General features: G+C 47.4%; 17 protein-coding genes. 11 read left to right on the top strand and 6 right to left on the bottom strand.

Annotated elements, in window-relative coordinates; translation table 11 throughout:
- The first annotated feature begins 114 nt into the window (after nt 1-114).
- Genes era through D082_RS13450 form a run of 5 tightly spaced genes read left to right on the top strand, consistent with a single transcriptional unit; the run spans nt 115 to nt 8868 of the window.
- Nucleotides 115-1053: a GTPase Era gene (gene era, locus D082_RS13470; RefSeq protein ID WP_028947146.1), complete on the top strand. Its 939-nt coding sequence runs from the start codon at nt 115-117 to the stop codon at nt 1051-1053.
- 9 nt (nt 1054-1062) lie between these two features.
- On the top strand, nt 1063-4332 hold the full coding sequence (locus tag D082_RS13465) for a hybrid sensor histidine kinase/response regulator (protein ID WP_028947147.1): 3270 nt from the start codon (nt 1063-1065) through the stop codon (nt 4330-4332).
- Nucleotides 4332-7448, top strand: coding sequence for an alpha-mannosidase (locus D082_RS13460; RefSeq protein WP_051738879.1), 3117 nt, complete (start codon nt 4332-4334; stop codon nt 7446-7448). Before D082_RS13465 ends, D082_RS13460 begins: the two co-directional genes overlap by 1 nt.
- 2 nt (nt 7449-7450) lie before the next feature.
- The gene (locus tag D082_RS13455; RefSeq protein WP_028947149.1) at nt 7451-8335 is read left to right on the top strand and encodes an ABC transporter permease; all 885 of its coding nucleotides are present in this window, start codon (nt 7451-7453) and stop codon (nt 8333-8335) included.
- Nucleotides 8336-8391: 56 nt separating this feature from the next.
- Complete coding sequence (locus D082_RS13450) at nt 8392-8868, top strand: MEKHLA domain-containing protein (protein WP_028947150.1); 477 nt, start codon at nt 8392-8394, stop codon at nt 8866-8868.
- A 283-nt stretch (nt 8869-9151) separates the two neighbouring features.
- Here D082_RS13450 and metH read toward each other — a convergent pair whose 3' ends face one another.
- Together metH and D082_RS13440 are read right to left on the bottom strand one after the other, a co-directional pair.
- Nucleotides 9152-12739 carry a methionine synthase gene (metH, locus tag D082_RS13445; protein ID WP_028947151.1) on the bottom strand — a complete coding sequence of 1196 codons (3588 nt, stop codon included), beginning with the start codon at nt 12737-12739 and terminating at the stop codon, nt 9152-9154.
- Between the two features lie 142 nt (nt 12740-12881).
- Nucleotides 12882-13799 carry a DNA adenine methylase gene (locus D082_RS13440; protein WP_202963085.1) on the bottom strand — a complete coding sequence of 306 codons (918 nt, stop codon included), beginning with the start codon at nt 13797-13799 and terminating at the stop codon, nt 12882-12884.
- Between the two features lie 21 nt (nt 13800-13820).
- On the opposite strand from D082_RS13440, the gene yidD reads away from it, so the two are divergent.
- On the top strand, nt 13821-14057 hold the full coding sequence (gene yidD / locus D082_RS13435) for a membrane protein insertion efficiency factor YidD (protein WP_028947153.1): 237 nt from the start codon (nt 13821-13823) through the stop codon (nt 14055-14057).
- 81 nt (nt 14058-14138) lie between these two features.
- Here yidD and D082_RS13430 read toward each other — a convergent pair whose 3' ends face one another.
- Together D082_RS13430 and D082_RS13425 are read right to left on the bottom strand one after the other, a co-directional pair.
- Nucleotides 14139-15374, bottom strand: a complete 1236-nt coding sequence (locus D082_RS13430) for an N-acetyltransferase (protein WP_238546732.1) — start codon at nt 15372-15374, stop codon at nt 14139-14141.
- Nucleotides 15375-15410: 36 nt separating this feature from the next.
- Nucleotides 15411-15623 (bottom strand): DUF2839 domain-containing protein, encoded by a 213-nt coding sequence (locus D082_RS13425; RefSeq protein ID WP_010873662.1) that lies wholly within the window; start codon nt 15621-15623, stop codon nt 15411-15413.
- Between the two features lie 225 nt (nt 15624-15848).
- Between D082_RS13425 and D082_RS13420 the strand changes: the two genes are divergently transcribed.
- The gene (locus tag D082_RS13420; RefSeq protein WP_028947155.1) at nt 15849-16346 is read left to right on the top strand and encodes a transcriptional repressor; all 498 of its coding nucleotides are present in this window, start codon (nt 15849-15851) and stop codon (nt 16344-16346) included.
- Nucleotides 16347-16496: 150 nt separating this feature from the next.
- On the opposite strand, the gene D082_RS13415 is transcribed toward D082_RS13420, so the two are convergent.
- Entirely contained in the window at nt 16497-17720 is a 1224-nt protein-coding gene (locus tag D082_RS13415; RefSeq protein WP_081857667.1) for an ABC transporter permease, read from the bottom strand.
- Between the two features lie 337 nt (nt 17721-18057).
- Nucleotides 18058-19119, bottom strand: a complete 1062-nt coding sequence (locus tag D082_RS13410; protein ID WP_238546731.1) for a peptidylprolyl isomerase — start codon at nt 19117-19119, stop codon at nt 18058-18060.
- A 192-nt stretch (nt 19120-19311) separates the two neighbouring features.
- On the opposite strand from D082_RS13410, the gene efp reads away from it, so the two are divergent.
- From efp to D082_RS13390, 4 genes are all read left to right on the top strand, one after another.
- Nucleotides 19312-19875 carry an elongation factor P gene (gene efp, locus D082_RS13405; protein WP_028947158.1) on the top strand — a complete coding sequence of 188 codons (564 nt, stop codon included), beginning with the start codon at nt 19312-19314 and terminating at the stop codon, nt 19873-19875.
- A 108-nt stretch (nt 19876-19983) separates the two neighbouring features.
- Nucleotides 19984-20448, top strand: coding sequence for an acetyl-CoA carboxylase biotin carboxyl carrier protein (accB, locus tag D082_RS13400; RefSeq protein WP_028947159.1), 465 nt, complete (start codon nt 19984-19986; stop codon nt 20446-20448).
- A gap of 260 nt (nt 20449-20708) precedes the next feature.
- On the top strand, nt 20709-22304 hold the full coding sequence (locus tag D082_RS13395) for a glucose-6-phosphate isomerase (RefSeq protein WP_028947160.1): 1596 nt from the start codon (nt 20709-20711) through the stop codon (nt 22302-22304).
- 214 nt (nt 22305-22518) lie between these two features.
- Entirely contained in the window at nt 22519-23568 is a 1050-nt protein-coding gene (locus tag D082_RS13390) for a fatty acid desaturase (protein WP_028947161.1), read from the top strand.
- Nucleotides 23569-23647 lie beyond the last annotated feature (79 nt).

Here is a 23647-nt window from a genome sequence, read left to right as displayed (position 1 = left end):
AAAACCTTTCTAAATTGCCTTTTGCACCGTGGATTTTTACTCCAAACCGCCAAATCTCGAAAGCTTTTTCTCCGTGGTTTCTAGAGCCGAACCTTTCCGGGTTTGATTTTTTTGATGGATATTCTCGAGCCCAGCACCAGCATTCCCCTAGCCCCGCCGGATTTTCGTTCCGGATTTGTGGCCATTGTCGGCCGCCCCAATGTGGGCAAGTCCACGCTGATGAACCAACTGGTGGGACAGAAAATCGCCATCACTTCCCCCGTGGCCCAAACTACCCGTAACCGTTTACGGGGCATTGTGACGACCCCCACTTGCCAGATGATTTTGCTTGATACCCCTGGTATCCATAAGCCCCACCATGAATTGGGACGGGTATTGGTTAAAAATGCGATCCAAGCTATCCATAGCGTTGACTTGATCGTTTTTTTGGTCGATAGTAGTGTGCCCTTGGGCCGGGGAGACCAATTTGTGGTGGATTTGCTCCAAAAGGGCGATGCCCCAGTGGTGGTGGGACTCAATAAACAGGATCAACAGCCCCGGGAAGAGGGGGAGAAAATTAATGCTAGCTATGAAACCCTGACAGAAAGTTACGGCTGGCCCTGTTTTAAATTTTCTGCTTTGACGGGGGAAGGGTTAGTTAATTTCCAGAGGGCCTTGTCAGCTAAGTTAGAACTTGGACCCTATTACTATCCACCGGATTTGGTCACTGATCAGCCGGAACGTTTCATTATGGCGGAGTTAATTCGAGAACAGATTTTATTGCTCACCCGCCAGGAGGTGCCCCATTCTGTGGCGATCGCCATTGAAAAGGTGGAAGAAACGCCCCAACGCACCAATGTTTTTGCCGCCATTACAGTGGAAAGGGGTTCTCAAAAGGGCATTATCATTGGCCAGAAGGGCAGTATGCTCCAGGCGATCGGCAGTGCGGCTAGGCAACAAATCCAAAAATTGATTGCCGGGGATATTTACCTGAAACTATTTGTGAAAGTTGAGCCAAAATGGCGGCAGTCCCGCCAGCAGTTGTTAGAATTTGGATACCGTGTGGAAGAGTAGCCAGAAGCGATGAATAGCGATCCCAACCCAGCCCAGGCATTTGAAAATTGGTTTGAGGAAGATGAGGAAGACGCCTTTACTTCCCTCATTGGCGGTGAGGAGGAAAATAAGGGCATTGAGGAATTAGATTTTGGCGATCTGTTTGAGGGAGAACCCACCATCATCCAAGGAGATGGATTTGGCACTGCCCCCCCTTCCCAGGAAGAAGAGCCGGTACGGATGACCCTGGATTTCAATTCCCCCGAAGCGGAACTAGATGCGTTATTTGCCGAAGAAGATCCCCCCTCAACGGCGATCGACCCCTTTGAAAGCTCCAGTTGGCTAGAAATTGACCAAATGATGGAGGCTGAACCCGTCGCCCCGGCTTACCAAACCAGTGGCGGCCTAGATGCCGAAGACCTAGCCGAGTTGCAGGATCTACTGGGAGTGGGAGATGCGGTCGAACCCAACGCCACTAGCCCCGGCTTACCCGACTTTGCCAGTGGTCCCCCGACGGATGTGATAGAGGGCAAGGTGCTGCTTTTTGCCGACATCGATGACCTGGACGGTCTGATTGATGCGCCTGTCCTTGATCCAAGTTTTTCCTTTGCAGAACTAGAAAGCCTCATTGACACGCCGGTGCAGAAATCCTTTAGCACCATCAGTCATCCTTTCCGGGTGCCGGTGGCCGTCGAAGAAGAAGATGAGGATGAATTTAAAGACCTCGAAGCCCTTCTAGAACAGGCTGATAGTAGTCTGGGGGGAGGCATAGCTAATGTGGGCAGTACCCGGCTACCAGTCCGCCCCCGTCAGGTTAAATCCCGTAGTTTTGAGCAAACCATGCGGGTACCCATTAAACAACTGGATAACCTGAGTAACTTAATCGGGGAACTTGTAGTTAAACGGAACCGCCTCGAACAGGATCAGGAGCGTTTGCGCCAATTTTTGGATAATCTGCTCAACCAGGCCCAAAACCTCAGCGATGTGGGGGGGCGTATGCAAGATTTGTATGAAAGAACTTTGTTAGAAGGGGCCCTGTTAGCCAGCCGTAGCGCTGGTGGCCGACACCACTCCTCGAAAACCACCTACCCTGATGCTAGGGTAACCGCTTCTAGCTCCTCCACTATGAATGACCAGCCCTTGGACGCGCTGGAAATGGATCGTTTTACGGGCTTCCACCTCCTTTCCCAGGAGATGATTGAGTTAATTGTGCGGGTGCGGGAATCAGCTTCGGATATCCAGTATCTAGTGGATGAAACGGACCAAGTGGCGCGAACCCTCAGACAGGTAACTACCCAACTCCAGGAGGGAATGACTAAATCCCGTATGGTGCCCTTCACCCAAACGGCTGATCGCCTGCCACGGGCTATCCGGGAAGTTTCCATGAAACTCAATAAAAAGGTCAAATTGGAAGTAGAAGGGGGCGATGTGCTCATCGACAAGATGATCCTAGAACATCTTTACAACCCCATGACCCACCTGGTCAATAATGCCATTACCCACGGCATTGAAACCCCTACAGAAAGACAAAAGTTGGGTAAATCTCCGGAGGGCCATCTGGCAGTGCGGGCATTTCTCCAAGGGAACCAAACGTTGATCACAGTCTCTGACGATGGGGCCGGCATAAATACAGAAAAAGTCAAACAAAAGGCAGTTGAAAAAGGATTAATTACTCGGATGGAGGCCCAGAGCCTGTCCCAATCGGAAGTCTACGATCTTTTGTTCCATGCTGGTTTTAGCACCAAAGACATAGCCGACGACTTTGCTGGCCGGGGCGTAGGGCTAGACGTAGTGCGTACTAGTTTAATTGACATTCGCGGGGCGATCAGCATTGACTCCACCGTGGGCAAAGGCACCACTTTTACCATTCGTTTGCCCCTCACCCTCAGTATTTGCAAAGCCCTTTGTTGTCTAAGCGATCGGGCTCGCATTGCTTTTCCTATGGACGGAGTAGAAGATACTAGGGACTATCTCCCCAGGGACATTGTCATCGATGAAGATGGTCAAAAATGTGTCAAATATGGCAAAGAAAGCCTACTTTTACCTCTGTATCCCCTCAAAGACTTGCTCAACTACAACCGTCAACTGAGCCGGGGTAGTGTCTATGGCGGCAAACAAGAGGATGATGTGGTGCGGGTGATTATCGCCCGGGGCAGTTCCGGTAACCTCCTGGCCCTCCAGATAGACCAGATATTGGGGGAAGAAGAAATAGTAATCAAACAAATTGAGGGCCCTATCCCCAAACCCCCAGGCATTGCTGGGGCTACCGTACGGGGGGATGGGAGCATCATGCCCATTGCCGACGTTTTGGAATTGATCGAAATAGCCCAAGGGCGGCTCCGCACCGACAGCAGCGGTGGACTATGGCGCAAAACCCTCACCCCCACCGCCAACGAAGTGCATATGGATCCCACTGTGCTGATTGTGGACGACTCCATTACCGTGCGGGAATTGTTGTCCCTCAGTTTTAAAAAGGCTGGTTTCCGGGTGGAACAGGCCCGGGATGGCCAGGAAGCTTGGGAACAGTTAAAGTCAGGTTTGCCCTGTGACTTGGTTTTTTGTGACATTGAAATGCCGCGCAAGAATGGCTTGGAACTGCTGTCTGAGCTCCAGGCAGACGAAGAACTTTGCTCTATTCCAGTGGCTCTACTCACCTCCCGGGGAGCCGATCGCCATCGTAAAGTAGCAGCCAAACTGGGGGCAACGGGATATTTCACCAAGCCCTATACGGAAAAAGATATTTTGGATGCGGCCAACCGGATGTTGAATGGGGAAGTGCTGTTACCAGGGAGTACCCGCAAAACCAGCTCTATTCTTTCCCGCTTCAAAAAAGCCCGGGGTAGTTTCTCCGAAGAGGCTCCCACCATTGTGGAAAGTACCCCCGGTACCCTCCGTTCCACAGTATTAATCATTGATGACTCGGTTATGGTGCGGGAAATGCTGTCCATGACTTTCAAAAAAGCCGACTACCATACGGAAACCGCCCGGGATGGCCAGGATGCTTGGGAAAAACTTAAATCTGGCCTGCCCTGTGATTTGATCCTCTGTGACATTGAAATGCCTCGTATGAACGGTTTGGAACTGCTGGAGCGCATTCAGGAAGACCCCAATCTTTCCCGTATTCCAGTGGCCATGATCACTTCCCGGGGGGCACAAAAAATGCAACGTATGGCTGCGGAAAAAGGAGCCAAAGGTTACTTTGTGAAACCCTACATTGAAGAAACTTTATTGGAAGCCAGTCAACGGTTAATGAGGGGAGAAGTGTTGCTGAATTTGGCCGCCATAAGTGCAGATGAATAATGACAGAATCGTTGAATCCCCTACTACCAGAAATTAGTGCCGCCCTGGTGCTGGAACAACTAAGGCGTTTGTGTCAGCAAAATTGCCAGAGCCATTGGTGTTGCTTGCCTGGTGAGCCTTGGGAAATTGCTGATTGGCAAACCTATCCATTGGGGAAAGTTAACAAAAAAGGTTACTTGATTTGGGAAAAAGGTGAAAAAATCCAATGGTTTGCCCAAAATTTTACCGTGCCGAAGGCTTTGGCTGACTATCCTTTAGATAGCTTGACGTTACGGTTAGCTTTAACTTGGTGGGCTAAGGATGCTCAGATTTTTGTCAATGGTAATTTAGCTCAGGCTGGAGATTTATTTGATTCTAAGTCTAGAGTTTTGTTAACTGATAATGCCAAAATTGGTGAAACATTTACCGTAGCGTTAAAGTTAACCAGTCCTGGCCATGACATTGGTGGATTGATGCAATCTCAATTGATATTTGAGCGGCAATATCCAGCACTAGATCCGGGATTTATCGCTGATGAAATTGAAGTATTAGGTTTATATTTAACCCAATTTGAACCAGAAAAAGTAGCTGAATTCAGCCAAGTTCTAGAACAAATTCCGTGGCAACAAGTTACTGATCAAAGTAGGTTTGATCAATCATTAATATTGTTGCGTCAAAAATTGTTACCATTCACTGAACAATTGAGACAACAACAAATAAATTTACTAGGTCACGCCCATTTAGATATGGCTTGGTTATGGCCGTTGGAGGAGACTTGGGAAGTAGGGGAAAGAACTTTTCAATCGGTCATTAATTTACAAACAGAGTTTGCTGATCTAGTGTTTGGCCACACCAGTCCGGTTTTATACCAATGGATTGAAGAAAATCGACCGGCATTATTTGGGCAAATTCAAAAAGCCGTTCAACAAGGAAGCTGGGAACTGTTAGGGGGCATGTGGATTGAGCCGGAAGCAAATATTATCAGCGGCGAATCTCTAGCTCGCCAATTGCTTTATGGCCAAAGGTATTTTGAAGCAAAGTTTGGTCAAATTAGCAAAGTTGCTTGGTTACCTGATAGTTTTGGTTTCTGTGGTCAGCTACCCCAATTTTTTCGGCAGGCGGGCATTGACTATTTCGTTACCGGTAAACTCCACTGGAATGACACGAATCCTTTTCCCCATGGGGCTTTCCATTGGCGATCGCCGGATGGTACGAAAATTTTCACAGTGATGTCTCCACCTAACCTAGCTGGGGTAATGGATAATCAACCGTTACCAATGGCTAATTATGCCAACCGCTGGCAGAATCAAACTGGTTTGAAGCATTGCCTGTGGCTACCGGGAGTAGGGGACCATGGGGGAGGGCCTAGTCGGGATATGTGGCGAATGAAAGAACGATGGCAAAACTCAGAATTTTTTCCAACTATTAATACAGCAAGGGCTGAAGATTTTTTAGCTAGCATTAAACAGGTGTTACAGCCAGATCAGTCTTTTCCCATTTGGGAAAGGGAATTGTATTTGGAACTGCATCGGGGCTGTTTCACTGTCCACGCTGACCAGAAATTATCTAATCGTCAATGTGAACATTTGCTATATGAGGCGGAACTTTGGAGTACTTTTGCTAGTTGGTTAGGGAGCTATAACTATCCCAAAAAAGAACTAGAATTAACTTGGAAAAAAGTTTTATTAAATCAGTTCCATGACATTTTACCCGGCACATCCATTCCTGAAGTGTTTGTTACTGCCAATCAATCTTGGCAAGAAGTTTACCAAACCAGTAATCAAATAATTAGTCAGGCTTTAAGACATCTTAGCGCTCAGATTGATTATCCCCATGATTTTGTCGAGCAAGGGACACCACTATTAATTTTTAATCCTCTCCATTGGCCACAAAACCAGCTTGTGGAAATTCCCATTAAACAAGGTAAACAATATCAAGTTTATGATGGGCAAACAAAAACGTTGGTTAATAGTCAAATCACGGCGGAAGATAGTCTAATATTTTTAGTTGACTCACCACCTTTGACCTGTAAGTATTACTGGTTAAGAGAAAAAGATTCTTTATCCGATCGCCAGCAATTACCGCCTTTAAGCCAAGAACCCATTTTGAATAATGGCCTGCTGAAAGTAGAAATTGACTTAGAAAATGGTGAAATAGCAAGCATTTATGATCTAGTTAATCAACGGAAAATTTTGGTCGGCAATGGTAATCAATTACAGTTTTTCCAAGATCAAGGCCAATATTGGGATGCTTGGAACATCGACCCTAACTATGAAAATTATCCTTTACCTTCTGCCCAATTAGTGGACTGGCAATGGCTGGAACATGGTCCCCTACGTTGGCGTTTGCGAGTGGTGAAAAAATTTCAACAATCAGTTTTCACCCAGGATTATTGCTTAACTAAAGATTCTCCATTACTGGAAATTAAAACTGAAGTGGATTGGCGAGAAACCCATGTGATGGTGAAGGCGGCCTTTCCGCTGGCCTTACAAAGTGAAATTTTTACCACAGAAGCTCCCTGTGCGGTAGTCGATCGCCGAACTAATCCTCAAACGAAGACGGAAAAAGCCCAATGGGAGGTGCCCCATCAACATTGGTTCTCATTAACTGATTCCCAGCAAAATTATGGCGTTAGTCTCCTCAATAACTGCAAATATGGTTGTGACGTGAAAAATAATTTGATGCGTTTAACTCTGCTTCGGAGTAGCGTTTGGCCCGATCCCAATGCTGACCGCGGCAGGCATCAATTTAGCTATTATTTTTATCCCCACCAGGGAGATTGGCGATCGGCAAAAACAGTGGCAATGGGCTACGGTATCCATCGTCCTCTGCGACCCTATTTTCCTGAAAAGTTGAATTCTTTATCAAGTCAAAAATTATTGCCAGGGCAATCCTGGTTAAACCTTGGTAGTGAAAATCTTTGTCTAATGGCCCTCAAGCCTAGGGAAGATAATCCTGACCAGTGGGTGGTGCGTTGTTACGAAATGATGGGAGAATCAGCCCAATTATCACTATCCACAGCTTTTGAACACAATGTCCAAACCAGGTTAAATCTGTTGGAAGAATCTCAACCGGAGGATAATACTAAGAATGTTAACCCCTGGCAAATTGTTAGCGTTTGCTTAGCCCATGACTAAACATGACTAAAACTGTTTCTCTGCCCAGCCAAAATATTGTCATTGATTTACAAAGAAAAATTTTTCAAAGGCCGTTAGCATCTTTAAGTTTAATTGCTTTAATCATCATTGTTTTAGCCGTGATTTTGGGACCGATATTCTATCGAGTTCCCATTGACCAAATCGACTTTACCCAAACAGCAGCTCCCCCCAGTTGGCAACATCCCCTGGGTACTAACGATTTAGGCCAGGATCAACTAGCTCGGCTATTAATCGGTGGCCGTATTTCCCTAGCGGTGGGACTGAGCGCCATGGGGGTTTCCCTCACCCTAGGTACGTTGATCGGGGCGATCGCCGGTTATTTTGGCGGCTGGTGGGACATGATTTTAATGCGTATCACAGAACTATTTTTAGCTCTACCCCAATTACCTTTAGTACTATTAGTCGTCTATCTATTTCGGGAGCCGGTCACCAGGGCCACTTCCCCCGAAAAAGGCATTTTTATTTTAGTGGTTTTACTAATTGGTTTGCTTAATTGGATGAGTGTGGCTCGATTGGTCCGGGGTAATATTCTGCGGCTAAGGGAAATGGAATTTGTCAAAGCGGCGATCGCCATGGGGGCGAGTTCTAGCCATATTATTTGGCGGCATCTATTGCCCAATGTGTTGAATTTAATCATTGTGGCCGCTAGCTTGGCGGTGGGTAACGCCATTATTACTGAATCAACCTTGAGCTTTTTAGGGTTGGGTTTTCCCCCCGATGTGCCCACCTGGGGCCAAATGCTTTATACCGCTAAGGATTATTTGGAAACTTCACCGCTGATGGCTGTTTTTCCAGGCTTGGCAATTTTCATTACTGTTTTGAGTGTTAATTATTTGGGGGATGGCATTGGTGTCAAGAATAGTTGATTATTAAACTTTATTTATTAGACAAAATTAAGCCAAAAATAACAGAAATAAGTTTTATGATTCCTCCAGTGCCTGATACTAATAATCAATTTTATCTTGGCCACATTAATTTACTGCGCCAAAGCTATGAGCGCTTAATAGGCAAAACCTTTGGCCCCAAAGACCTTACGGGATTGTCCCTGGCCCAAGCTATTTATAAGGCTCCCTATGTGGTAGTTTCCCATAGTACTGAGCCTGACCCAGTTTTTAACTATGCTAATCTAACTGCCCAAAAACTATTTGAATTTCCATGGGCAGAATTTTGCCAGTTGCCTTCCCGTCAATCTGCGGAAGTTCCCAATCAAATGGAACGGCAACAATTATTGGACACTGTTACCCGCAAAGGGTTCATTGAAAATTACCAAGGCATCCGCATTGCTAAAAGCGGCCGTCGCTTTTGGATTAAAAATGTTACTGTTTGGAATCTCTACGATACCGACGGTATTTACCAAGGTCAGGGGGCCATTTATAGTCATTGGGAAACTATTGGTTAATACGGTATAAAGTTTTGTATAGTCAATCAAAGTAAGATTGAGACGACTAAAGTCTTTACCAAAGACGCTTTTAGATCTGGTCAGTGTCTTACTTTTAATTAAATCAACTATATAAATCAGAATCTTAGCAACCGAAAATCAAGGACTTCAAGCTAAACAATAAAAGATTTTTGCAGTCCTATTTATACTGAATTAACGTTGGTGAATAGACTTATCGGCTTCAATTTCTCTGGGGATTTTGGTAAATTAATTTAGAGAAAAAATTAACGCTTGCAAACAGACCCTAGGCACTGAAATACTTGGCAATGGGGTGGTAGGCAATGATCGCGGTGGTAGATTGCTCTGGGTAAACCTGTTCACTTTCATCCATATACAAGCCAATGCGTTCCGTTTGCAACAATTCCAACTGGGTGTACTGGTCTTGCATATTGGGACAAGCGGGGTAGCCAAAACTGTAGCGGGAACCTTGGTAACGTTGCTGGAGAATGTCACGGATATTATCGGGGTCTAGATTACCAAAGCCCAATTCCTGACGTATGCGGGCATGGGTCCATTCCGCCAGAGCTTCCGCCATTTGTACCGCCATGCCATGGAAGTAGAGATAATCAGTGTAGTTATCGACCGCAAATAGTTTCCTCGCATATTCTGTGGCAATTTCCCCCACCGTCACCGCTTGCATGGGAAAAACATCGGTTACCCCCGATTCCCTAGAGGCAAAAAAGTCCGCAATACAAAGCCGTCTTCCCGATTTCTGCCGGGGAAATTCAAATTTGGCGATCGCCGTTGCATTGTTAGGAATTTGCCCATTATTTTGGCTGACCAGTTCAGGGTCATAAATTAATAACGTATTGCCTTGGGATTGGCAGGGAAAATAACCATAAACCACCGTGGGATGGAGTAAATTTTCCGTCAGGACTTTATCTTTCCACTGGGCTAGAATCGGATAAACTTTTTCTGCCAAAAATTGGTCATACTCTTCCCTTGACTGCTCCCTCGGTTTACGGAATTGCCATTGCCCCACAAATAAAGCTTGTAAATCCAATAAAGGAAATACTTCTTCTAGGGATATATCATTGGGTTGCAGAATTTTAGTGCCCCAAAAAGGCGGTGTTGGTCTTTCCATATCTGGATCTACCGCCTCTGAACGAACAGTATCAACTACCTCCGGCCTCGTCGATTGTTCACTAGCATCAATTAACTTTTCTTCTTCGATACCAAAGTTTGTGCTAGATCCATTGTCTGCCTTTAAACCGTTACCATTTTCTTCGGCATATTCCCCCAAAAAGCCCTGGAAATCATCCCAGTTTTGACTACTTTTAGCGGGCATCAACTTGTCCATAAAGTGGAGGTCAGCAAAGGCATCCTTGCCGTAGATTACTTGTCCTTTATAAGTATTTTGACAATCCTGGTGAACAAATTTTGGTGTTAGGGCCGCTCCCCCTAAAATTACTGGTACCGTAATTCCTTCTTGGTTGAATACTTCTAAATTTTCCTTCATAAAAGCAGTGGATTTGACCAATAAACCACTCATGGCAATGCAGTCTGGCTGATGTTCTCTGTAGGCTTCAATAATATTTTCAACCGGCTGTTTAATGCCCAAATTAACTACACGATAACCATTGTTGGAAAGAATAATATCCACTAAGTTTTTACCAATGTCATGGACATCTCCTTTAACGGTGGCAATTAAAAATGTTCCTTTGGCGTTGTCGACAGAATCATCCTTATCCATGTAGGGTTCTAGGAAAGCTACCGCCGCTTTCATGGTTTGGGCTGATTGCAAGACAAAGGGTAACTGCATTTGCCCGGAACCAAACAATTCTCCTACCACTTTCATTCCATCCAATAAATAGATGTTGATGATATCTAGGGGGGCGTAGAGTTTCAGTGCCTCATTCAGGGCATCCTCTAGGCCCAACCTTTCCCCATCAATAATGTGACGTTTCAGCCTTTCTTCCACTGGCAAATTGGCGTCACCGGATTTATCTCGTTTAGTGGTTTTACCTTCAAATAAAGTGGTGAGTTTAGTCAACGGATCATAGGTGCAACGATCGCCTGTAAATTCCCGGCGATCATAGATTAAATCTAGGCACACTTGTTGTTGTTCTGGGTCAATTTTTGCCAGGGGTAAAATCTTGTTGGCACTGACAATGGCCGCATCCATGCCCACCTGCATACATTCGTGGAGGAAAATCGAATTAAGCACCTGACGGGCGGCGGGATTTAAGCCAAAGGAAACGTTGGAAACCCCCAATAAAATATGACAACTAGGTAATTCCTGGCGGATTCTTCGGATGGCATCCACGGTGGCTTTACCGTTTTCTCGATCTTCTTCAATGCCGGTGGAAATGGGTAGGGCTAAGGGATCAAAGAAAATTTCTGTGGCGGGAATACCAAAGGCGATCGCCGCATCATAAGCCCGTTTGGCAATCTCAAATTTCTTGTCGGCAGTGCGCCCCATGCCCTCTTCATCAATGGTACCAATGACAATACCGGCGCCATATTCCTTGGCAATTTCTAGCACTTTATAAAATCGTTCTTCCCCATCTTCGTAGTTAGTGGAATTGAGAATACATTTTCCCCCGGCTACTTTTAGCCCCGCTTCCATTTTTTGCCATTCGGTGGAATCTAGCATTAATGGCAGGGTGACATTATTAACTAACCGGGAAGCTAATTCTTTCATATCCCGCACCCCATCTCGACCAACATAATCCACGTTGACATCGAGAATTTGAGCCCCTTCTTTTACCTGGGATTTGGCCAGGGAAACTAAACTGTCCCAGTCTTCTGTGTTGAGCAGATCCCGACATTTTTTTGAGCCACTGGCATTAAGTCGTTCGCCAATAATTAAAAAGGAATTCTCCTGGGTGTAGGTTTGGGTGGAATAGATAGAAGCGGCGCTGGGTTCGTACTGGGGCTGACGCTCTTTCGGATGGAGATCTTTGGCAATGTCCGCTAAAGCTTTAATGTGATCCGGTCTGGTGCCACAACAGCCACCAATTACCTGTACCCCCAAGTCTTCAATGAAGTGCATCAGAGACATCTGTAACTCCACCGGGGTGAGGCGGTAAAAAGCTTGGCCCCCAACGTTTTCTGGCAAACCAGCATTGGGAATACAGGAGACCACAAAGGGAGAGTGTTGGGAAAGATATTTGACGTGCTCCTTCATCAAATCCGGCCCGGTGGCACAGTTGAGCCCCAAAATGTCGATGGGATAGGGTTCCAAAATGGCCAATGCCGCCGCCATCTCTGTACCCACCAACATGGTCCCCATGGTCTCCATAGTGACCGACACCATTAACGGTAGGCGATCGCCTTTTTCCACAAAGACCTGTTCGATGGCATTGAGGGCCGCCTTAATCTGCAATACATCCTGACAGGTTTCAACTAATAACAAATCTACGCCACCGTCGTATAAACCCTGCACCTGGGTGACGTAGGCTTCCTTTAGGGTGTCGTAATCCACATGGCCGAGGGTAGGTAATTTCGTTCCTGGCCCCATGGAACCGGCCACAAACCTTGGCTTTTCAGGGGTAGAAAATTCCGCCGCCACCGATTTGGCCAACTCCGCCGCCGTTTTGTTTAAATAATAGGCTTGGTCTGCCAAATCATATTCCGCTAACACTAAGGGAGTGCCACCAAAGGTATCCGTTTCCACCACATCAGCCCCGGCTTCGTAGAAAGCTCTGTGTACTGTGGCCACCGCCTCGGGTTTGGTGTGGACCAGATATTCATTGCAACCCTCATAGGCCGCCCCACCAAAATCCGCCGCCGTGAGGTTCTGCACCTGCAAATTCGTACCCATGGCCCCATCAAAAACCAACACCGGGCGATCGGGACTGTGGAGACGGTCTAAAAAGGCACTTTTCATAGGGGGGATCGGAAACCAGAAGCTAGATTGGATCGGGGTTATGGCATATTATATGGGCCCTGACGGTCTTCTAACAACTTGACACCAAAGCTATGGGGTCATGGCTGGCAATTATTCGCCCGAAACAAATTAGTTAAATAAATCAGTAATTAGTCACAACAATTTCACTAACATTTCCTCTTTTTTTAGCATTACTATTAATCATCCTGGGGGCAAGAATTCGGTGTAGAGTAAAGTCTTGGTAGAGGTCATCAAAAAAATCATCTTCAACATTAGTATTTTTTGGATCGGCGTTGCTCAACATTAATTTGGCTCCTTTTTCCCGGTCAAGGCGAGTAAAAAACTTAGCTAGTCGGATCTGCTGGCGATCGCCAAAGGAAAAAGTGGAATAGGCGGTGAAGTTAGCGGTGTCACTGAGGGGACGATAGGGGGGATCAAAATAAATAAAAGTTTCTGGGGTAATGTGGCCATAGCACTGCTCAAAATCCCCCAATTGGATATGGGTGGTTTGTAAAATTCTGGAAACGGCGACAAGATTATCCGGATCAACTATTTTAGGATTTTGATAACGGCCGTGGGGCACATTGAAATCTCCATTTTTATTTAGGCGAAAAAGACCATTAAAACAAGTGCGATTTAAAAAAATTAGCAGGGCAGTGCGACCAATCCAACCCTGATTATAAATAGTAAAATCAATCCATTGTTTTTGCCGATTAAATTCTTCTCTGCGTTGGTAAAAATAATCTTTTCTTGCTTCCGTATCCCGTCCTTGGTAATCAGCGGCAAAGTCTTTTAATAGGGCTATTAAAGACTGAACATCCCTCTGGACAACCTGATAAGCCATGATCAATTCAGGATTAATATCGTAAATTAAAGCTGAATTTATGGAATAATTTTGTATGACATCAAAAAATAATGCCCCACCACCAATGAAGGGCTCTATGTAACAATTAATTTCCTGTTTCTGTAATTCCTTGGGATAAAGGGAACGTAGTTGAGACAATAGTTGTCCCTTCCCCCCAGCCCATTTTAAAAATGGTTTTGCCAATGGTGTTTCCACGCTTCTAGCTTCCTCACAACCATGAAAAAAATTATTTTAATGTTGATCAAGCTTTATCGAGCTTTGATTTCGCCCCTGTTTCCCCCCAGTTGTCGTTTCCAGCCCACCTGCTCCCAGTACGCCCTGGATGCCGTAGAAATTCACGGACCTTTGCGGGGCAGTTACCTAGCTGTGAAAAGAATTTTGCGCTGTCATCCTCTCCACCCCAGCGGTTACGACCCGGTGCCTCCGCTAGAAAAGGACCAAAATCCCCTCTGATGTTATGAAAAAGTCTCCCCGGTTTCCCAAACCAAGGGATATCTTACCTCTGAAAATCTCGATTAATATTTCCCAAAGTACTTAAACATGATGGCCATTTTCCGGTAAATCTTCATGGCCCAAGCCGGTCTGCTTATCCTTGCTATCCGGTTGGTCTTTTTGGGACTTTAACGGCAAATTGAGCAGGGAAATACGGCTGGGAATGGGGGTACGGGGCAATGGTTGTAAACCTTGCAATACTTCTGATAGTTGCAGGCGTTCTGGCTTCGTTTCCTTAAGCTTATGCCAGACGGAACGGGACATCAACAGGCGGTGTTGCTGACGTTGGGCCCCCAATTGCTCTAAATATTCCTCCCGTTCATGCTGATAATCTGCCGATTCCAACATTAGGGCTTGGGGGGGGAGTCCTTGGACTAGCTGGGCCATTTTCACTAGCAATTTAGGATAGAGCCAAGTATAGGCAGGATGTACGGTTAACTCTGCTTGGTGGGGCTTTTGGCCATCGGTGGAAAGGGTGAGCTTGAAATAGGCGATCGCCGCTTTGCGTTGGGGCTCAAACACATAGCCATCCACTTCTTCCCGGTGGGTGTACCAATTTTGCCAACGGTCAAACAGAGAACTCAAAAAGCGGCGCTTAAAATCCGCCACATGGCGATCGAACACCTGGCGCATCAAGGGCGGCATAGACACACAGTCTAGCTGACAGAGCAGTCCCGCATCAGCGTTACTGACGGGCAATAAATTAGGCAAATCGGGGTCATTCTGGGCCAAACTGGTCAATAGCTCCGCCGACAAAGACCAATGGGTAATTTGGGCTAGGGGTTGAAAACCGTTTTGGCGGTAGAGGGCGAGGATATTTTTATCGTTCACGTCCACATCTAGCACCCAGGTGCGGGCCTCCCAGACATTCTGGAAACAGTGGCGCAACAACTGGGAACCAACCCCCTTGGGATCGGTAACTAATTCTGGCTGAATCGCTTGTGGTTCCACGGACAATTGCTCTATTTTCCAGGTGGAGCGACTGGTATTAAACGGTGCCACCCGTACAAAGCCCCCAACGGTACCCTGGGGCCTCCTTTCGGCCACAAAACAATGGAAAAGATATTGCAAAGGATTGGGAAAACAGCCTAGGCCCCTGAGCACACTGTACCAAAAACGACTTTGGGGTAACTTACTCCCCAATGGAGAGCTGGACGTCGCCCCCTGTTGGTTGGCTAGTTTATCCAAATCTTCTAGGTCCCGGAACTGAACTCCCCGAACCACCAACAAGTCAGTTTCACTGAGGGTAACCATAGAGCGGCAAAGAATGGCGTCCATTCCATATTAACTGCTTTTCCCAGTCTTGGAGCCCGCTTACTGCACAGTCCACCAGCCAAAAGTAGGACCAATAAATCTTACGGTTACCCAGAGTCCCGCCATGACACCGATGCCAATCCAGGCTCCTTTAGTAGTCCACTTGTAGAAATCTTCGGCCTGTTTTTTTGTCAAAGGAAGCCACTCCACAACCCTTTGATCCTGGCCATAACGATCGCCAAGGGATTGTTTACGACGTTTTGATTCTCCCATATTGGTCCTTATCTCAGATGAATAAATTGCGCCAATTTTACATTTTTCCTCAAATTTGATCATCCAGGGCGCTTGTCCAAATAATATCCCAAAGGAAATGCAACCCCAGAAATAAAACTTTTTCTAGGATCTATTCTCAATAAGACTTCACTATTGCAACTACCGAGCCGACCGACTATGATGGATCCCATCTCCCAGACTGCTTCTAAGCCCCCACCATAGAACATGTCCTACACTGCCGATTCCCTCAAAGCCGAACTCAATGCCCGTGGCTGGCGACTGACTCCCCAACGGGAAAAAATCCTCAAAATTTTTCAAAACCTGCCCGAGGGCGAGCACCTAAGCGCCGAGGAGTTGCACCATCGCCTGGAGGAAGAAAAGGAGAAAATCAGCCTTTCCACAGTCTATCGCAGTGTTAAGTTGATGTCCCGCATGGGCATTCTGCGGGAGTTGGAACTGGCGGAGGGGCACAAGCACTATGAATTGCAACAGGCGTCCCCCCATCACCATCACCATGTGGTCTGTGTACAGTGCAATCGCACCATTGAATTTAAAAATGATTCCATTTTGAAACAAAGCTTAAAGCAGTGTGAAAAAGAGGGTTTCCAATTAATCGATTGTCAGTTAACTGTTACTACCATTTGTCCTGAAGCCATTCGCATGGGCTGGCCTTCTACTTTGCCCACTAATTGGGCTTGCACCCGCAGTATTTCCTTGGCTTAGGGCCGGATTTTGACGAGAATCCAATGCTTTGTTTTGCGAGTAGAGACAAGTGAGGGAGTATTTTGAAATTGTTAATTTGCCCCCTACAATCCCTCAATATTGGGAGGTGGGGGTTTTTTCAAACAGGTTCTAAAAAACTGACACATTCTCCTAGGCATTACGCAGGGCCACAATGGGATCTAATTTAGCGGCTTGACGGGCGGGGACAACGCCAAAAAATAGGCCAATACTGCCGGAAATAGTTAGAGAAACCACCACAGCGGTGGGGGAGATGACTGTAATTAGGGGAGAAAGGCTGCCCACGATCGCCACAATGGCCATGCCCAACACCACCCCAATTACGCCTCCACTGGCGGAAACGATCACGGCCTCAATGAGAAATTGACTGAGAATATCCTGCTCCCCGGCTCCGAGGGCTTTGCGGAGGCCAATTTCCTGGGTACGCTCCGTTACGGACACCAACATAATATTCATTACGCCAATGCCCCCCACGATGAGGGAAATACCGGCGATCGCCGCCAGGAGAATAGTTAACCCGCCGGTGATGGTGTTGACAATATCTAGCATTTGTTTAGCAGAACTAACGCCAAAATCATCTTCCCCATTCTGAATGTTGTGGCGTAGACGTAGTAGGTTTTCCATTTGGAACGTGGCCGCCCGCACGGAGTTGCTGTCCTTGGCTTTAACGTTAATCCAACTCAATTCAATGCCGTAGGGAGATGTTCTACCCACCAGTTGGGCCACCATGGTATCGAGGGGAATAAAAATAAATTCATCCTGGTTACTGCCTAGGGAAGACCCCTTGGTTTCCATTACCCCAATAACTTCAAAAGTAATATTACTAATACGAATATTCTGTCCTAGGGGAGTTTGGGTTTGATAAAGGCGATCGGCAATCTCACTACCAATCACCGCTACTCGGCGATGGCGCTCCAAATCTAAGATGTTGAGAAAGCGCCCCTGGGCCACGGAAAAATTACGAATAGCAGGATATTCCGGGGTAGTACCCACCACCGTAGCATTGGTGTTTACGTTTCGATGGGATACCAATAACCTCCGGTTGATCTCCGGAGCAACTCCGGCCACACTGGGCACCTGGGCCGCGATCGCCTCTGCATCACTTAAGACTAAAGTTTTGGGCAAATTGAAACTGGCCCGACGGTTGCGTTGGGAACCAGGCAGAACGAATAGGACATTGGGACCCAAATCTTCTAACTGGGAGGTGGCTAAACGCTGGGCCCCTTGGCCAATGCCCAACATAGCCACCACAGACGCATTGCCAATGACAATCCCCAACATGGTCAAACTACTGCGGAGCTTATTAGCCAGCAACATGCTGGTGGCCATTTTCAGACTTTCCCGAAATTCAATCACCGTTACCTCGGCTGTTAGTATCTTCAGCTAATCCATTTAATCTATTTTATCGATTGGGTCGATTTGACCGCCCTTGGTCTCGGGATTAAGTCAGAATTTTCTCCCAACCAGTACCCAATCAGTCAAAGTCACTGAAAGAATTAGAGTTTGCGGTCAGAGATTTGCATGAAATGGCGAGATAAGGTTGGGCAAGAATGCGGTGATTATAAAAAAAGAGAGGTTCTTAACCTCCCTCGATACTCTATAAACATTTGATAGTGGGTCAATTACCCGTCACTGACCTGGAGCGCAGGATAGGCCTGCCCATTCCCTGGCAACCGTCACTAGAGCTGCCTAACTAACTGTTGCCGTTGACTAAATTTTCAGCACCATCAATTACTTTGGCAGCAACAATTTTGTCTCCTTCGCTCAACTGTTCAAGAGTTTCTTTCCCGTCCACCACGTAACCAAAGACGGAATAACGACCATCCATTAAGTTAAAACCTGGGGGAGTCAGTTCTGTATCGAACTTGAAAAAGAAAAATTGGGAAGAACCACCGTTTGGTTCTGTTTCCGGCCGAGCTAGGGCGATCGCCCCATAGGCATTGAAAGGTAAAGCCAATTCTGGAAGATACATGCCTGCATCTTCCAAGGTCATACCATAGATGGGCCCTTCTTCTCCCTTGACCAAAATTTCCAGGGGGATGGCGCGGTATTCTTTGGTTTGCGGATCAATAAAACCAGCTTCGGGCCCTGGGGGATCCCCTGCTTGGGTAACAAAGAAATCTTCCGAACGAATGAAAGGCAAGCCGTCATAAAACTTGCGTTGCACCAAATCAACAAAGTTACCGGCATTGATGGGGGCGCTGTAACCATCCACCACAATGGTCAGGGGGCCCTTATTGGTGGTCATTTCCACGGCGGCCCGGCCCTTCAATTGGGGCAAGCTGGCAAATTCTTCGGGAACAGCAAAGGGAAAGTCCGTTACCATCAAAGCTTCCAAATCTCCGATCGCCTTTAGGGCCGATTGGCGCAGGGCAATAACTTGTTCCTTGTCCTTGGCTTCCACGGCCTCGGTTAGGTCAGTTAAATCTGTTTTGATGGTACTTAATAAAGTTCCCGCCTCCGGTTGGCGATCGGCTGGTACCCCAGCGAGAATTTTCTCTTCCTTAAGGGTTAGGGTCAGGTTAGCAGCCCGCACATCCTTTTTAATCGCTGGCCAGCGTTTGGCCCGGATATGGTTGGAAATATCTTCCAAGCTGTCCTGCAACTGCCGTACTTCTGGATTATTAATGGGCAGGGCATAGCGCAAAATGGCGTTGGGGTCTGTGATAGCATTGCCCTGGGCCAAGGCACCCAACAGCATCGATTTGCCCAAAGGTAAGCTCCACCCCGGCATATCCCATGTTAGAGATAGCATGGTTAGCAGCAAGGACAACAAGCCCAATCGCAGGCCCTGTCGAGTAACTATCCCCAGGAAAATTCTAATAATTTGCATCATAATGATCGTGGTTTGTTCTCCAGCATAGGGGGCAACAGCAAAATTTTCCCACTTCAACGCCCCATCCCCTAGTAGAATGTTGGGTGAACTTTTGAGTCTTTTTTGGCTTCCATGATATCCAGTAATGATTTTCGCACAGGTACGAGTATTGTGATGGACGGCGCAGTCTGGAAGGTGGTGGAATTCCTCCACGTCAAGCCAGGCAAGGGTTCCGCCTTTGTTCGTACCAAGCTCAAAAGTGTTCAAACCGGTAACGTGGTGGAGAAAACTTTCCGGGCAGGGGAAACGGTGCCCCAGGCCAACATTGAAAAATCGGTGATGCAACACACCTATAAAGATGGTGATCAATACGTCTTTATGGATATGGAAACCTTTGAAGAGGTGAGCATTGCCCCAGATGTGTTGGGCGATAAGGCTAAATTCATCAAAGAAGAGATGGAAGTTAGTGTTATTACCTGGGATGGAACTATCCTAGATGTGGATTTACCCACCAGTGTTGTTTTGGAAATTGTGGAAACCGATCCTGGGGTTAAGGGCGATACGGCCACCGGTGGAACTAAGCCAGCTATTTTGGAAACCGGTGCCCAGGTGATGGTTCCCCTGTTTATTGCCCAAGGAGAAAGAATTAAGGTAGACACCAGGGATGGCTCCTATCTGGGGCGTGATAATGCCTAAGCTGTGCTTAACTTGATCAACTGGGCTGAGGGATTGTTGACCCCTATGCCGTTGATCAGCTCAAGCTTTAAATAATTCTATTTTGTTGTATTGGGGGGTGGGTAATTCGTGGCTATTAACTTTACGGAACTACGGGAATTGTTGGGGGTAATTTCCCAGAGCAACATCACTGAGTTCAGCCTGAAAAGTGGTGATTTTGAGGTTTCGGTCCGTAAGGATGGTGTGGCCAGCGGCGTTACCGTTGTGCCCCAGGCGATCGCCTCCCAGCCTGCCCCAGTTGTTTCCACCCCCGCCCCCGCCTCCGAAGTATCTGCCCCCTCCCCAGCGGATCAAAAATGGACGGCGATCGTGTCTCCCATGGTGGGCACTTTTTACCGGGCCCCAGCCCCCGATGAACCGCCCTTTGTGGAAGTGGGGGATGCGGTGAGCAAAGGTCAGGGAGTTTGCATTATCGAAGCGATGAAGTTAATGAACGAAATTGAAGCGGAGGTGGCGGGGCAAGTCATGGAAATTGTCGTGGAAAATGGGGAGCCGGTGGAATACGGCCAAACCCTAATGTGGATTAAGCCTTAGCATTGATTGCATCCACTGCATTGGCCCCTCGGTTGTGGCTCCAAAATGACACTGGATATGGCGAAGGTGTGACTCTAATCACTGGGTGATGGACACATTTTCCCAGCCCAATGTTTTGCGAAAAGCCAGGGCGATCGCCTTTTTCACCGCCCTAGTTTTTTTGCTAGATGTTTTTTCCTGTGCAATCAAATCTTGCTAATTGTCCTAAGATGTGAACACAAAGCCGTCCTCAAGGGCGGGGTTTCAGACCCATTTTTCCGATGAATAACCAAGAACTTTGGCAACGTTATCAAGACTGGCTTTACTACCATGGTGGCCTTGATTTTTACCTTGATGTCAGCCGCATGGGATTTAGTGACGCTTTTGTAGAGAGCCTCCAGCCTAAGTTTGCCAAGGCTTTTCAGGATATGGTGGCTTTGGAAAAAGGGGCGATCGCCAACCCGGATGAACAACGAATGGTGGGGCATTACTGGTTGCGGAATCCGGCCCTAGCCCCCAACGATGCTATCCGGGCTGAAATCACGGAACCCCTGCAACAAATTAAAGCCTTTGCGACCGCTGTCCACCAGGGCCTCGTTAAACCACCCACTGCTGATAAATTTACCGATCTTTTGGCGATCGGCATTGGCGGTTCCGCCCTCGGCCCCCAGTTTGTGGCCCAGGCCCTAGCGCCGGATTTTCCTCCCCTGGAAATTCATTTCATCGATAATTCTGACCCTGACGGCATTGACCGGGTGCTGAATAACCTAAAAGCTAAGGACAAACTCAAAAGTACCTTGGTCATCACCACCAGTAAATCCGGCGGCACCCCCGAACCCCGCAATGGCTTAGCAGAAACTAAAGCCTTATTTGAAGGCCAGGGCTTACATTTTGCCGATTATGCTGTGGCGGTGACCATGCCCGGCAGTAAACTTTCCCAACAAGCCCAAGCAGAAAAATGGTTGCAGGCTTTTCCCATGCAGGACTGGGTGGGAGGTAGAACTTCAGAATTATCTGCCGTGGGGCTATTACCCGCCGCCCTCCAGGGCATTGATATCCAGGCTATGCTCGACGGAGCTAGAACCATGGACGAAGCCACTAGGGTTAGGGAGTTAAAGCAAAATCCAGCGGCTCTACTGGCCCTATCTTGGTATTACGCTGGGGACGGCCAAGGCAAAAAGGACATGGTGATTCTGCCCTATAAAGACAGGCTGCTGCTGTTCAGTCGCTATCTTCAGCAGTTGGTGATGGAGTCCCTGGGCAAAGAACGGGATTTGGATGGGAAGATTGTGCACCAGGGCATTGCGGTTTATGGCAATAAGGGGTCAACGGATCAACACGCCTATGTGCAGCAGTTAAGGGATGGGGTGCCTAACTTTTTCGCCACTTTTATCGAGGTGTTGCACGATCGCCATGGTAAATCCATCGAACTGGAACCGGGGGTGACCAGTGGGGATTATCTATCGGGCTTTTTACAGGGGACCAGGCAAGCTTTATTTGAAAACCAACGGGACTCCATCACCGTAACTATCCCCCAGGTAGATGCCACTAGCATTGGGGCGTTAATTGCCCTCTATGAACGGGCGGTGAGTTTCTATGGCTCCCTGGTCAATGTCAACGCCTACCACCAACCGGGGGTGGAAGCGGGAAAAAAAGCGGCCGCCTCTATTTTGGAACTACAAAAGGCAATTCTCGCCACTGTGCAAACTGAATCCAGTCCCATTACTCTGGAAGCCCTAGCCGCTAAAGTGCAAGCCCCAGACAAGGTGGAAACGGTGTATAAAATCGTCCGCCATCTGGCCGCCAATGACCGGGGGGTATTACTCCAAGGCGATCGCCAATTCCCCCAACGTCTCCAAGTGCAGTGGCAGGGCTAGGGGGGTTGGGGTCAATTAACCTTATTGTTCAAACCAGGCCCTCGTAGATCAACCGGGGCAATTCAGTTCCTGGTCAATGGCAACGTGCTATAAAAAGAAAAGTTTGTTTAGCTGAGTATTAATTCCTAGGCACGGCGAACCTTGGCCGCTTTTAGCCCATGAATCCTTAAACAAAAATCTGTCCGACCTTCCCTTTGGAGATAAAACTTTATAAATGACTGCCACGATTCCCCCGTTGAGGCCAACGGAAACATCTAGCAATCCCGATCGCCCGATTGCGGATCTAAAACTACAAGACATCATCAAAACCCTGCCCAAGGAATGCTTCGAGAAAAAAGCGAGCAAAGCCTGGGCTTCTGTTTTGATTACCCTAGGGGCGATCGCCTTGGGCTATCTGGGCATTATTTACTTGCCCTGGTACTGTTTGCCTTTCACCTGGATCTGGACAGGAACAGCCTTAACGGGGGCCTTTGTGGTGGGCCATGACTGTGGGCACCGCTCCTTCGCAAAAAAACGTTGGGTCAATGATTTAGTCGGCCACATCGCCTTTGCTCCCCTCATTTACCCTTTCCATAGCTGGCGTTTACTCCACGACCACCACCATCTCCACACCAATAAAATTGAAGTGGACAACGCCTGGGACCCTTGGAGTGTGGAGGCTTTTCAAGCTAGCCCGGCGATCGTGCGGCTATTTTACCGTGCCATCCGGGGCCCCTTCTGGTGGACTGGTTCCATTTTCCACTGGGGTTTAATGCACTTTAAACTCTCCAACTTTGCTGAGCGGGACCGCAATAAAGTTAAACTCTCCATTGCCGTTGTCTTTCTCTTTGCGGCGGTCGCCTTTCCTGCTCTGATCATCACCACCGGAGTGTGGGGCTTTGTCAAGTTTTGGCTGATGCCCTGGTTAGTGTACCACTTCTGGATGAGCACCTTTACCATCGTTCACCACACCATTCCTGAAATTCGTTTCCGTCCCGCCGAAGATTGGAGTGCTGCCGAAGCCCAGTTAAATGGGACTGTCCACTGTGATTATCCCCGTTGGGTGGAAGTACTTTGCCACGACATTAATGTGCACATCCCCCATCACCTCTCTGTGGCCATTCCCTCCTACAATTTGCGTTTAGCCCATGCCAGCCTGAAACAGAACTGGGGACCTTTTCTCTACGAACGCACCTTCAACTGGGGGCTGATGCAACAAATTAGCGGTCAGTGTCATTTGTACGATCCTGACAATGGCTACCGCACCTTTAGCTCCCTCAAATAAACTTAAATAAAATTAGGTGACTTGATGTAATCAAACAATTAAGTAATTAGGAACTAACAAAGGGATTCAGACCGTTGCT

Source organism: Synechocystis sp. PCC 6714, assembly GCF_000478825.2.
Classification (GTDB): domain Bacteria; phylum Cyanobacteriota; class Cyanobacteriia; order Cyanobacteriales; family Microcystaceae; genus Synechocystis.
Note: the sequence above shows the minus strand (reverse complement) of the source record. Positions and strands in the feature narration are given on the sequence as shown.

Coding starts and splice junctions, on each gene's coding strand:
- efp (WP_028947158.1), top strand. CDS start 19,312: ATGATATCCAGTAATGATTTTCGCACAGGTACGAGTATTGTGATGGAC.
- D082_RS13390 (WP_028947161.1), top strand. CDS start 22,519: ATGACTGCCACGATTCCCCCGTTGAGGCCAACGGAAACATCTAGCAAT.
- D082_RS13465 (WP_028947147.1), top strand. CDS start 1,063: ATGAATAGCGATCCCAACCCAGCCCAGGCATTTGAAAATTGGTTTGAG.
- D082_RS13395 (WP_028947160.1), top strand. CDS start 20,709: ATGAATAACCAAGAACTTTGGCAACGTTATCAAGACTGGCTTTACTAC.
- D082_RS13460 (WP_051738879.1), top strand. CDS start 4,332: ATGACAGAATCGTTGAATCCCCTACTACCAGAAATTAGTGCCGCCCTG.
- D082_RS13425 (WP_010873662.1), bottom strand. CDS start 15,623: ATGGGAGAATCAAAACGTCGTAAACAATCCCTTGGCGATCGTTATGGC.
- D082_RS13410 (WP_238546731.1), bottom strand. CDS start 19,119: ATGCTATCTCTAACATGGGATATGCCGGGGTGGAGCTTACCTTTGGGC.
- D082_RS13430 (WP_238546732.1), bottom strand. CDS start 15,374: ATGGACGCCATTCTTTGCCGCTCTATGGTTACCCTCAGTGAAACTGAC.
- yidD (WP_028947153.1), top strand. CDS start 13,821: ATGAAAAAAATTATTTTAATGTTGATCAAGCTTTATCGAGCTTTGATT.
- D082_RS13420 (WP_028947155.1), top strand. CDS start 15,849: ATGTCCTACACTGCCGATTCCCTCAAAGCCGAACTCAATGCCCGTGGC.
- D082_RS13455 (WP_028947149.1), top strand. CDS start 7,451: ATGACTAAAACTGTTTCTCTGCCCAGCCAAAATATTGTCATTGATTTA.
- D082_RS13450 (WP_028947150.1), top strand. CDS start 8,392: ATGATTCCTCCAGTGCCTGATACTAATAATCAATTTTATCTTGGCCAC.
- metH (WP_028947151.1), bottom strand. CDS start 12,739: ATGAAAAGTGCCTTTTTAGACCGTCTCCACAGTCCCGATCGCCCGGTG.
- era (WP_028947146.1), top strand. CDS start 115: ATGGATATTCTCGAGCCCAGCACCAGCATTCCCCTAGCCCCGCCGGAT.